The organism is Stenotrophomonas sp., from assembly GCF_032103445.1.
Classification (GTDB): Bacteria; Pseudomonadota; Gammaproteobacteria; order Xanthomonadales; family Xanthomonadaceae; genus Stenotrophomonas.
In genome coordinates this window covers 1-12,102 of the sequence record NZ_DAMDFR010000092.1, presented here as the reverse complement: position 1 = coordinate 12,102, position 12,102 = coordinate 1, and the positions used below count along the sequence as shown (strand labels likewise).

The following is a 12,102-nucleotide window of genomic DNA, read 5'->3' as shown; positions in this document are numbered from 1 at the left end:
CCGCCGCGCGGGCGAAACGGACGAAGCCCCGCTGCCAGCGCCCGTCGCGGATGCCCTGCAGCGACAGCCGCGAGACCTCGCCGGCCGGGAAAACGATCACACACTGTTCGGCCGCCAGTGCCTGCTCCACCGCCTGCAGGCTGGCCCGCTGGACCTTGCCGCCCAGCATGCGCACCGGCAGCAGCAGGTCCTGCAGCGGGCCGATGGCTCCCAGCAGGTCGTTGGCCACAATCCGCACATCGCGCCGCACCCGCCCCACCGCGTCCAGCAGCGCGAGCGCATCCAGCGCCCCGGACGGGTGATTGGCCACGATCAGCAGGCGGCCGGTGGCCGGGATGCGGGCCAGTTCGGCCGGGTCGACCTGATAGCGGCTGTCGAGGAAGTCGAGACCGGCGGCGACGAAGTCGAAACCGCGCACCCCCGCGTGCTGGCGCAGGAAGGCGTCCACCCGGTCCAGCCGGGACCAGCGCCCCACCCCGCGCAGCAGCGGGCGGGCCAGGTGACCGCGACGGCCGCGGAACCAGTCGGGAAAACGTTGCTGCAGACGCTGTTCGAGTTCCTGCATGGCGGCCCCACGGACGGTTGGCTGGGCGAAGCCTGAACCCGGGAGGCGGCAGTCAGGTGGCGGTTTGGCGGCAGATTGATGACACGGCGGGCCCTGCGGCCGTCACGCGGATGGAACACTGGCCCCCGATGCTGGGCCCTAATGCCGCAACGGCGGCCTTTCCGGCCGGGCACGCCGGCTTAACCACGGGCAACTCCCGCTGGGCCACAATGCAATGGCGCGCGGTGCCGTGTATCATGCGCGCCCATCTTTCCATCCGAATCAAAGGATATTAAGCCTGATGTCCAGCTACCTCTTCACCTCCGAGTCGGTCTCTGAAGGCCATCCGGACAAGGTTGCCGACCAGATCTCCGATGCGGTGCTGGACGCGATCCTGACCCAGGACCAGCGCGCCCGCGTGGCCTGCGAGACCATGGTCAAGACCGGCGTTGCCATCGTCGCCGGTGAAATCACCACCTCGGCGTGGATCGACCTGGAAGCGCTGACCCGCAAGGTCATCGTGGACATCGGCTATGACAGCTCTGAAGTCGGCTTCGACGGCGCCACCTGCGGCGTGCTGAACCTGATCGGCAAGCAGTCCCCGCACATCGCCCAGGGCGTTGACCGCAAGAAGCCGGAAGAAATGGGCGCGGGCGACCAGGGCCTGATGTTCGGCTATGCCACCAACGAAACCGACAGCTACATGCCGGCCGCGATCCACCTGTCGCACCGCCTGGTCGAGCAGCAGGCCAAGATCCGCAAGAAGAAGAACTCGCCGCTGTCGTGGCTGCGTCCGGACGCCAAGAGCCAGGTCACCCTGCGCTATGAAAACGGCGAAGTGGCGGCCATCGACGCCGTGGTGCTGTCGACCCAGCACGCCCCGGGCATCAAGCAGAAGGACCTGATCGAGGCCGTCCGCGAAGAGATCATCAAGCCGGTGCTGCCGGCCAAGTGGCTGCACAAGGGCACCAAGTTCCACATCAACCCGACCGGCAAGTTCGAGATCGGCGGCCCGGTGGGCGACTGCGGCCTGACTGGCCGCAAGATCATCGTCGACACCTACGGCGGCTGGGCCCGTCACGGTGGTGGCGCGTTCTCGGGCAAGGATCCGTCGAAGGTGGACCGTTCGGCCGCCTACGCCGCCCGTTACGTCGCCAAGAACGTCGTCGCTGCCGGCCTGGCTGACCGTTGCGAAGTGCAGGTCTCCTACGCCATCGGCGTGGCCGAGCCGACCTCGATCTCGGTCACCACCTTCGGCACCGGCAAGATCAGCGATGACAAGATCGAGAAGCTGATCCGCAAGCACTTCGACCTGCGTCCGTACGGCATCATCAAGATGCTGGACCTGATCCACCCGATGTACCAGCAGACCGCCGCCTACGGCCATTTCGGCCGCAAGCCGAAGGAGTTCAGCTACCTCAACGGTGCTGGCGAAACGGTCAACGCCACGGCCTTCTCCTGGGAAAAGACCGACCGCGCCGCCGCCCTCCGCGCCGACGCCAAGCTGAAGTAAGGCGTAGAGCCACGCCCTGCGTGGCTGGCCACGCGCAGCGTGGCAACGATCGAAACCGGAAGGGCCGCGCAAGCGGCCCTTCTTTTTTGCGTGGTTGCCGGCCAGCGGCCGGCACTACCGATCGATTGCATTCAGACGGCACCCAAGCGAGCATGTCGCAATCGACCAAGGACGCTCGCACATGCTCTCTGCACTGCTGGACAAGCTGTTCAAACACATCCCAAACAACGACGCGTTCGCCGAACGCTTCATCAGCACCGCCCGCCGCAGTGGCATCACCCAACCAATGACCTACGACGCCGAGCTGTTCCGGGTGCAGGTCGGCAAGGGTGCCTACTTCAACCTGCACAACGCCCACCACGCGTACCTGAGTGCCAAGCGCGGCAAGCAGCAGCAGGCGCTGGATCAGTTCGTGACTGCCCTGCACGCGAGCAACTCCCCTGAAATGGAATGGGACGAGATCCAGCCATTACTGCGCCCGATCATCCGCAGCTTGTCGCAGCTGGAGCAGGTCCGGCTGGGCGAGATCGCGCAGAAGGGCTGGGAGGCACCAAACACCTTCCAGTACCGCCAACTGACCGAAGAGTGCGTGGAACTGATCGCCATCGATCATCCCGAACACATGATGACCAAGACCGATGGCCCGGCGGCGGACTGGGGTGTCTCGCTGCACGAAACCCTCGACATCGCCCGCCGCAATCTGCGCGATCAGGAGCAGGTGCCCTTCGAGCCGATCGCCCCCGGTCTGTTCCGCGCCAACTGGCAGGACTGCTACGACAGCAGCCGCGCCCTGCTGCCGGAACTGGTGAACCGGGTTCCGGTTTCCGGACGACCGGTGTTCCTGCTGGCTACCCGCGACCTGATGATGGTGGCCGGTGAGAACGACGAAGCCGCGCAGCTCGCGATGTTCGACATCGCGCTGGAGGAGGTGAAGGCCGGCCGCGCGATCTCGTGGGAGCTGCTGCGCCACGATGACGATGGTCGCATCGTGGTGCAGGAACCCGCTACCGAGGCGCTGCGACAGAAACAGAGCCAGCTGCGCGTGACGTTGAACCAGGATGCCTACCATGTGCAGAAGCAGTTGCTTGAGCGCGTGCATGAGGCGCATGGCGAGGACATCCATGTGGCGACCTACATGGCGTATGCCAGTGGCGAAGAGTGGATCTCGATTGCCACCTGGACCGAGGGAGTGAATGGCTCGCTGCCGCGGACGGACTACTTGGCGCTGGTGATCCCGGCGGAAGGCCAGCCCTCCATCATCCGGGTTCCCTGGAACAAGGCGATGGCGATCGTGGGCGATCTGCTGGAGCGCGACCCGCGCCACCTGTACCCGCCACGCTACCTGACCCGGGGTTTCCCGTCGGAAGCGCAACTGGCACAGTTGAGCGCATGACCACCGAACTCAAATCCCACCAGCTGTCCATGACCGTGCTGATGACGCCGGACATGGCCAATTTCTCCGGCAAGGTGCACGGCGGCGCGGTGCTGCGCCTGCTCGACCAGGTCGCCTACGCCTGCGCCAGCCGCTATGCCGGCCGCTACGTGGTCACCCTGTCGGTCGACCAGGTCACCTTCCGCGAGCCCATTCGCGTGGGTGAACTGGTGACCTTCCTGGCCTCGGTGAACTACACCGGCACCTCGTCGATGGAGATCGGGGTGAAGGTGGTCGCCGAGGACATCATGAAACGCAGCGTGCGCCATGCGAACAGCTGCTTCTTCACGATGGTGGCCGTGGATGACGACGGCAAGCCCACCCCGGTGCCGCCGCTGGAACTGGCCAGCAGCAACCAGCGCCGCAGGCATGCGGCCGCGCTGATCCGCCGGCAGCTGCGGGCGGAAATGGAGCAGCGCCAGCGGGAGTTGCTGGCGTCGAATCCGCCCTCGGCCGAGGGGTAAGCGTCAGCCGGGGGGCTTGAGCCAGTGCCGCCGGCTCCAACCGAGAAACTGGAGATCCGGCCGCATGCCTTCGACTGCTTGCAGCAGGCCCTGCATCGCTGGCGCGAAACGGGCCTGGAACAGCGTTGACTGAAGTTGGTAGCTGGCATGGAGACGACCGACGGTCCGGCTGCATTCGTCGGGTGCCATGCGCGACATGAAGAAAATCATCTGGCGCCAGGCATAGGCACTACGCTTCACCGCAAGCATCCAGCTGTGCCAATCCGCAGGCACGCGCTGCAGATCCGTCAACACTGCCTTGAAGCAGGTGTCGACCATGCGTGGCAATGCATCGACAAGACGCTGGTCCAGCTGGAATCTGTCGAAAAGCGCGGCCAGATTGTGAGTGGTGAGAATCTGCGCCTGCTCGATTACACAGCCATTCTCTGCGACGTTCAGACGCCCGGGCTTCAAACCCGCACGAGCATGGCACAACGTCGCCAATGCTTCGTCCTTGTTGGACTGCCCAGACTGTGATGAGGTCCCCAGAGCGTGAACGACCTCATCGTCAATGCCGAAATAAAGGCCATAAAGGCTGTCGTAGGTATAGCCCACCGCGTGCCGGGCAGCACTGTTGAAGCCGCTTGAGAACCGCCCCATGAAGATGTCCGCCGCCAATTCTTCCACCAACGGCAGCCTGCTGTTGGAGCCCTCCAGCTCCTGCAGGCGTCGCAGCATCGGATTTGGCAGGGGCGTATGCGGGTAGCACCGGAACGCCGTGCAAACTACGTCGCTCAGCACGTCATCCGACACGCCGGAAGCGTTCTCGCTCTGCACATCAAGCAGGCGAATCCATGGAATCTCACGCAACCGCACCTGCGACTGCAGATTCAGAAGCAACAGGGAGCGGCGGTCGCCGAAAGCACGCTGGCACGCAGCAAACAGACGCCCCTGCGCGGCGTCGGAAAACCTTGAACCGGCAACCTGCTCATTGAGCTGCGGCAGCAACGCAGCCATGCTCTCCAGCGAAGGCACCAGTCCCGCGGCGATCAGCTGTTGCAGCGATCCTCGACGGCAGCGGTTTATCAGCCTGCGCACGGAAAGCGGCAGCCACGTCCCTGCTGCAATCGCCGATGTGGCCTCGTTGCTGCTCACCGGTGCCGCCAGCACTACTGGATCTTCCACACCGGTGTCGGCAGGAAGCTGCCGCAGGCGATCGGCGGCAACGCCTGCAAGCATTGCGTGCGTGGGTGCAGCTACACCGAGACGCGCGTGCGCCATGCTCGCGGCATAGGCTGGTGAATCCGGCTCCCCATGCGCGGCAACATGGTCAAGCACGATACGACGGATTCGTCCCACCTGCCGTCCATTCAAGTCCTCTGGACGGCTCACGCACGTGCGCAGATACACCATCAGCTCCACATCGCGGTGCCGGGACGCTGGCCGCTGCAAGGAAGACGAACGCTGCAGCGCGTGGAACTCCTCAACCACCCCGGTAGCTGCGGGCAGCCAGCCTGCCGGGTAGACCCTGCACGGCCAACCCTCCAACCACGTCTGGCGGAACAGCAGTACGGTCCGGGCATACAGCGGGGCCCAATCGTTGAGTACCTCGCGCTGGACGGCGACATCGTGGGGAACCGGATGCCGCTGCAACTGATCAGCCACCTGGCCGGCAGAGGCTACAAACAAGTCGGAACGGCCCGCAGCAGGAGTGGGGGCGGCCAGTGGCTCAGGATAGAATCGCAAGTGGGTAAACCACGGCGCGATCACCTCAAGCAGATCGGCAACGTCTTGCTGACGGCCCTGCTCCAGCAGCCATACCACCGTCAGCAATGCGCCTTCTTCGGGCACAGAGATCCGATAATCCCCGTTGCGCAACCGGGCCAGCAACCATGCGAAGCCAGCTTCCTCGAAACACCAGCGATTGAGGCGAAGCCGCTCGTCTCCCTCTGTGGGCTCCAGTACTTCCCGGGCCAGATCCAGCTCCCACGCCTGCAGTGCTCCACCGGCAAGCAGGTTGCCCGTCGCAAAGCCGCCGGTAACAACCTCCGGCGTTGCCCAGACGGGAGTGTTTTTGAGCGGCGTGCGTGATCCGTGCTCCAGTACGCCGATCGAACGTCCATCCAGCACACTGCACCAGCGCTGCACTCGTTGCTCCGCGCGCGCTCGTTGATCGGGGGTGACCGCTGAACGGAGCGCACGCAGCGCTTTCCCCAGTTGGGCACCGATGTAGCCGCCACTGATCGTCGGGGCTGCAGGCGATTCGGCATCATCCTTGGCCATGGGTGCCTCGTTTGGTGGGTCCGGGGGCTGGAATCGAACCAGCGCCCACCCGGTTAAGAGCCAGGTGTTCTGCCACTGAACTACCCCGGAGCAGAAGCTGCATGCTGCACCAAGGCCCGCTTCGACGCAACGCATTCCCGTGCTGTCAATCAGCCTGCGCGCGGTCCTCAGGCTTGGCATCCTGTGCTTCGACGGGCTGCTGATAAGGCGATGGATACCGCTCAAAGCACAAACAGGAGTTGGACTGCTGCAGGGCAGGCAGAATGTCGTCCGCCGCTACTACATACATGTAGTAGTCGTACCCAAAGTGCACCTCCATGCGCTCCGCGACGAGCATGCACCAGCACACCTCACGCAGAACCAGGCGAGCCACCTCCAGCGCCTGCGGCAGTTCCAGGTACTGCCCTTCAACGTAATCGCCCGTTTCGGCCCCTTCCAAGGCCTTCACCCGCAGCGAAGCGGTGCGGGTAGCCGCACACGCCACCCGAATGAGCTCAAGGTAAGCGGATTCCACGTCCAGGTAATCCTGCAATGCCACCTTCTTGCCAACGTCGGAGAAGGCGGTCCACTCCGACGGCGGCGACGTCCGTGCCCCGTTGGAGCCCAGCGTCGCGTATTTGGTAATGCGGAAGGAGTGCACGAGATCGGCGTTCATCAACCCGTATTCTGCACGCCCTGCGAAACACCATTCACACACGCCACCAGCGCGCGCAGCACCTCGTCATCTTCACCGCCGCTTTCGCGCCAGCGCTTGAGCAGGTCCACCTGCAGCACGCTGATCGGGTCCACGTACGGATTGCGCAACCGGATCGACAGCGCCAGACGTTGATCGTGCTGCAGCAGGGACCCCTGCCCGGTCAGCGCCAGAATCAGCTTTCCGGTCAGCGCAAGCTCCTGCTCGATCTGCGGGAAGAACCGCGCGTGCAGCGGCCCGGACAACTGCGAGAACTGCTCGGCGATGGTGATGTCACCCTTCGACAGCACCATCGCGATGTCGTCCAGGAAGGTGCTGAAGAACGGCCAGTCGCGCGCCATCTCGTGCAGGGTTTCTTCATGACCCGCATCGAGCGCAGCCTGCAGGCCACTGCCCACCCCGTACCAACCGGGAATAACCGCGCGCGCCTGGCTCCAGGCGAACACCCACGGAATGGCGCGTAGATTGCCCAGCGCCGCGTCCTGGCCAAGCCGCCGCGACGGGCGCGAGCCCAGGGTCATGCGCTCGATCACATCGATCGGCGTGGCGAGGCGGAAGTACTGCATGAAATCCGGTTGGCCGACAAATGCGCGATAGGCTGCCGCGCTGTGCTCGGCGATCAGATCCATCACCGGCCGCCACTGGTCTTCGCGCGGCTCGGGCGCACGCGGGCGCAGGCTGGAGCGCAGCACCGCCCCGGTGGCCTGCTCCAGCGAACGCAGCGCCAGCGCGCGGATGCCGTATTTGCGGTGGATCACCTCGCCCTGCTCGGTGACGCGCAGGCGGCCGTCGATGCTGCCGCGCGGTGAGGCGTCCACCGCATGCGTGGTCTTGCCGCCACCGCGGCTGATCGAACCGCCACGACCATGGAAGAAGGTCAAGCGGATGCCGGTTTCAGCCGCCACCTCCAGCAGTTCCACCTGGGCGCGCTGCAAACCCCAGCGTGAGGCGGCAATGCCGCCGTCCTTGCCGCTGTCCGAATATCCCAGCATCACCATCTGCACGTCGTCTCGCGCACGCAGGTGGGCGCGGTAGACCGGGTCGGCGAGCAGGTCGCGCAGCGTGTCGGTGCCGCGCTTGAGGTCGTCCACGGTTTCGAACAATGGCGCGATATCCAGCGGCACGGCACCTTCGTCGTTGACCAGCCCGCCGCGCCGGGCCAGCGCCAGCACCGCCAGCACATCGCTGCGGTCGTGGGCCATGGAGATGATGTAGCTGCCGAGCGCGTCGGTTCCGTGGCGCTGGCGCGCATCGGCCAGCGCGGCGAACACGGCGTCCAGCCGCTGCCCGCCTTCTTCCGAGCTGGGCGGCAGCGCCTGCTCGCCGCTGGCGAACGGGGCCAGACGTTCGGCACGGGCAAGCGCGTCGGCGTTGTCCCAGGCCTCCTGTCCGTCCAGCACGCTGGCCAGGGCGCGACCGTGCACGCTGGATTCCTGGCGCACATCCAGCCTCGCCAGATGGAAGCCGAACGTGCGCACGCGCCACAACAGGCGGCGCACCGCAAAGCCGCCTGCGTGATCACCCTTGTTGGCATGCAGGCTGTCGAGGATCAGCTGCAGATCGTGTTCCAGTTCGTGCGGGCCGGCATAGGCACCGTCGGCGTCATCCAGTGTCGCCTGCACCCGCGCGCGCATGCGGTCATTGAGCAGGCGGTACGGCATGTCGGCGTGGCGCGGGCGCGAGGTCACGTTCGGCAGCAGCTGCTGGTAATGCGCGACCTGCGCCTGCAGCGCATCGCTGACCCCGACCCGTTCGGTGCTCTGGCTGAGCAGGCTGGCCAGCTGCAGCAGGTCTTTCTGGTAGCGCCCCAGCACCGCCTGGCGCTGCGCGTCGAGCGTGTTGCGGATGGTGCGGGCATCGACATTCGGGTTGCCGTCCATGTCGCCGCCGACCCAGGTGCCGAAGCGCAGCAGGCGCGGCAGCGGCAGGGTCTGCCCGTAGGTGTCCAGCAGCGCCTGCTGCAGCGATTCGTACAGCACCGGCATCACCCGGTACAGCACCTGCACCAGGTAGAAGCCGACGTGCTCGCGCTCGTCATCTACAGTGGGGCGGACCGGCGAGGAGTCGGTGGTCTGCCAGGAGGCGGTGAGCGCCATGCGGAAGCGCGCGGCATCGGCAGCTGCTTCGCCCGGGGTGCGCTGACCGTCCAGCGCATCCACCAGGCTGGCCACCATCAGCTGTTCCTTTTCCAGCAGCGCGCGACGCACCGCTTCGGTGGGATGCGCGGTGAACACCGGTTCGATGTCGATGCGCGGCAGCCACTGCGCCAGTTCGTCCAAGGTGACCCCCTGGGCTTTCAGGTGCTGCAGCGCGTCCTGCAGGCTGTCCGGCTGCGGCGCGGCGGTGCCGGCGCGCTGGTAGTCACGGCGGCGGCGGATGCGGTGCACGCGCTCGGCGATGTTGACCACCTGGAAGTAGGTGCTGAACGCGCGCACGGTAGCTTCTGCTTCGGCCGGAGCCAGATTCTGCAGGGCCGCGCTGAGATCGCTCAACGGCGCACCGCTCTCACGCCGGGCGATGGCGCGGGTGCGGATCTGTTCGATGTGTTCGAAGAAGTCTTCGGATACCTGCTCGACCAGCAGGTCGCCGACCAGCGCGCCGAGCCGGCGCACGTCGTCACGCAGGGGAATGTCCGGGGTGGCAAACACGATGCTGCTGCGGTATTCGTTCATCTGCGACGCATGGGCCTGAAGGAACGGAATCCGGTCAAGCGTAACGCAGAATGTGGGCCGCATATCGACATGCAAAAGGTTTCATTTGCATATGTTCCATGCCGGTCACCCCGTACAGGGTGACCGGCGCATGGATCATTTCTTCTTGATCGGTTGGCCGGGGCCGATGGTGGTTTCCAGCCAACGTTCGCTTTCAGCGAGCATGGTCATGATCGACTCGCGGGCGCGGTAGTGGTGCGATTCGTTGGGCAGCATCACCAGACGCGACGTGCCACCCAGGCCCTTCACTGCCGAGAACATGCGCTCGCTCTGCATCGGGAAGGTGCCGGAGTTGTTGTCGTCTTCACCGTGGATGAAGAGGATCGGGTCCTTGATGTTGCCGGCGTAATTGAACGGCGACATGGCCTGGTACACCGGCTGGGCCTGCCAGTAGTTGCGCTCTTCGGCCTGGAACCCGAACGGGGTCAGCGAGCGGTTGTAGGCGCCGCTGCGCGCGATGCCGGCCTTGAACAGGCGCGTGTGTGCGAGCAGGTTGGCGGTCATGAACGCACCATAGGAATGCCCGCCGATGGCGATGTGCTCACGGTCGGTCACGCCCCGGCGCACCACTTCGTCCACCGCGGCTTCGGCGTTGGCGATCAGCTGCGGCAGGTAGGTGTCGTTGGGTTCCTTGTCGCCTTCGCCGATGATCGGCATCGACGGGCTGACCAGCACCGCGTAGCCGGTGGCCAGGAACGCCTGCGGGCCCCAGTAGCCGACCGCGTTGAAGCGGTACGGCGAGTCGGTGACCTGGCTGGCGGCAGCAGCCGTCTTGAACTCACCCGGGTAGGCCCACATCAGCAGCGGTAGCGGCCCGTCCTTCTTCGCGTTGTAACCGGGCGGCAGCATCAGCGTGGCGGTCAGGTCGACACCGTCGTTGCGCTTGTAGCGGATCTGCTCCTTGCTCACGCCACGCAACTGCGGCAGCGGGTGGGTGAACTCGGTCAGCGCGCGCGGCGCGGCAGCCGCATCGGTCAGCGACTGCACGTAGTAGTTGGCCGGCTCATCGGGTGACTCGCGGGTGAGCAGCAGCGTGGTGCCTTCCTGGTCCAGCAGCGCCTGCGGTGCCGCATAACCCGGAGCCTGCGAATGGAACAGACGGGTGGTCTGGCGGCTGTCCAGGTCGAAGCGGTCCACGAACGGACGGTCGCCTTCCGGTGACGCGCCTTGGCCGTACAGGAAGATGCTGCGGCCGTCGGCGCTGGTCTGCAGGCGGCCGCGGCCGTTGACGTCACTGACCATGCCCGGACGACCGGGGTCGTTGTAGCGGTCCTGCGAGGAACGCTCCACCAGCAGCTGCGGCTCGGTCTCAGGGTGATCCGGGGCGATCCGCCACTGCTTCACCGTGCGACTCTTCCACCACGATTCGTTGAGCAGGGCGAGGTCGCCGCGCCCCCACTGGATGCCGGCATAGCGGCTGCCCAGCTGGGCCAGGGTCTGCGGCGGGCGGTCGAACGGGGCGGCCTGGGTCAGCACCGCATCACGCACCTGCGTTTCGCGCGCGGGGTCGCCGCCGTCCTGGGCTTCGGCCCAGACCAGCGTGGCCGGGACATCAGCGCGCCAGCTGACCCGACGCACGCCGGTCGGCACCGCGTCGTTGCCGGTGGGCAGGCCTTCCACCAGCGGCAGCTCAGCCAGGGTGTGCTGCAGCGAGCCGTCGGCGGCGGACAGCACCTCGATGCGGCGCGGGAAATCGTCGGCCGGCACCTGGTAGGAATACGGACGCAGCACGCGCTCGGCCAGCAGGTAGTTGCCGTCCGGCGACACATCCAGGTCCAGATAGATGCCGGCGCTGGACAACGCGGTGGTGGTGCCGTTGAGTGCAACACGCACCGGCTGCGCGCTGGCGTAGTAGTCGAACTGGCGCGCGTCGGCTTCGTTCTTCAGCAGATCCTGGTAGGTGCGCAGCGAGCGCACACCGGCCGCGGGCTCGGTCTGCTGGATGGCCGGCCCGGTCGGGATGCCATCGGCGGCCGGTGCACTGCCCTGCCCGCCCGGCTGCACGGTGGCGAGCAGGCCGCGGCTGTCCGGCAGCCACTGGTAACCGGCACCGAACACGGTGTTGAGATTCCCCACCAGCCTGCGCGCGCTGTTGCTGGCGATATCCACCAGCCAAAGTTCATTGATGCCGGTGGCAGGCTGCACCTGGTTGAAAGCCAGGTACTTCTGATCAGGCGACCACGCGATCGTCGCAATCGACAGCGGTTGCGGCAGGCCGCTGATCTGGCGCTCCTTGCCGTCGGCAATGTCCATCAGCCACAGCTTGTTGCCGAAGCTGAAACGACTGGCCGAATGCGTGGCCGGATGGATGCGCACGCCGGCCAGCTTCAGTTCGGGCTGGGCCACGTCGCCGATCGCCGCCAGCGACGGGGTCTGCAGCAGTGCGGCCAGGTCACGGCGTGGCGACAGGCTGAGGGTGGGCGCACGCGGCGCGTCGACCACCGCCTGCAGCCGCGCCGAGGGCAGCTGATAGCCGGCCAGC

The 12,102-nt window shown here is 66.1% G+C and carries 8 protein-coding genes and 1 tRNA gene; 3 read left to right on the top strand and 6 right to left on the bottom strand.

All coding sequences use genetic code 11. The annotated features are described in order from the left end of the window. Nucleotides 1–565: 1-acyl-sn-glycerol-3-phosphate acyltransferase (locus RT551_RS19910; protein ID WP_313461736.1), on the bottom strand; the 565-nt coding region annotated here is incomplete at its 3' end. Nucleotides 566–845: 280 nt separating this feature from the next. Here RT551_RS19910 and metK point away from each other — a divergent pair. From metK to RT551_RS19895, 3 genes are all read left to right on the top strand, one after another. After that, a complete protein-coding gene (gene metK, locus RT551_RS19905) occupies nucleotides 846–2,057 on the top strand; it encodes a methionine adenosyltransferase (protein WP_313461735.1) in 1,212 nt (403 codons plus the stop codon). Between the two features lie 181 nt (nucleotides 2,058–2,238). Beyond that, a complete protein-coding gene (locus RT551_RS19900; protein WP_313461733.1) occupies nucleotides 2,239–3,450 on the top strand; it encodes a hypothetical protein in 1,212 nt (403 codons plus the stop codon). Beyond that, a complete protein-coding gene (locus RT551_RS19895) occupies nucleotides 3,447–3,953 on the top strand; it encodes an acyl-CoA thioesterase (protein ID WP_313461731.1) in 507 nt (168 codons plus the stop codon). Before RT551_RS19900 ends, RT551_RS19895 begins: the two co-directional genes overlap by 4 nt. 3 nt (nucleotides 3,954–3,956) lie before the next feature. On the opposite strand, the gene RT551_RS19890 is transcribed toward RT551_RS19895, so the two are convergent. From RT551_RS19890 to RT551_RS19870, 5 genes are all read right to left on the bottom strand, one after another. Then, nucleotides 3,957–6,215: a hypothetical protein gene (locus RT551_RS19890; protein ID WP_313461730.1), complete on the bottom strand. Its 2,259-nt coding sequence runs from the start codon at nucleotides 6,213–6,215 to the stop codon at nucleotides 3,957–3,959. Nucleotides 6,216–6,230: 15 nt separating this feature from the next. Continuing rightward, nucleotides 6,231–6,305, bottom strand: a tRNA-Lys gene (locus RT551_RS19885). A gap of 55 nt (nucleotides 6,306–6,360) precedes the next feature. Next, the gene (locus RT551_RS19880; protein ID WP_313461728.1) at nucleotides 6,361–6,870 is read right to left on the bottom strand and encodes a hypothetical protein; all 510 of its coding nucleotides are present in this window, start codon (nucleotides 6,868–6,870) and stop codon (nucleotides 6,361–6,363) included. Next, on the bottom strand, nucleotides 6,870–9,581 hold the full coding sequence (gene ppc, locus RT551_RS19875; protein WP_313461726.1) for a phosphoenolpyruvate carboxylase: 2,712 nt from the start codon (nucleotides 9,579–9,581) through the stop codon (nucleotides 6,870–6,872). The genes RT551_RS19880 and ppc overlap by 1 nt, the downstream gene beginning before the upstream one ends. A 135-nt stretch (nucleotides 9,582–9,716) precedes the next feature. Further along, nucleotides 9,717–12,102 (bottom strand): prolyl oligopeptidase family serine peptidase (locus RT551_RS19870; RefSeq protein WP_313461724.1); only part of this gene is annotated, 2,386 nt, incomplete at its 5' end.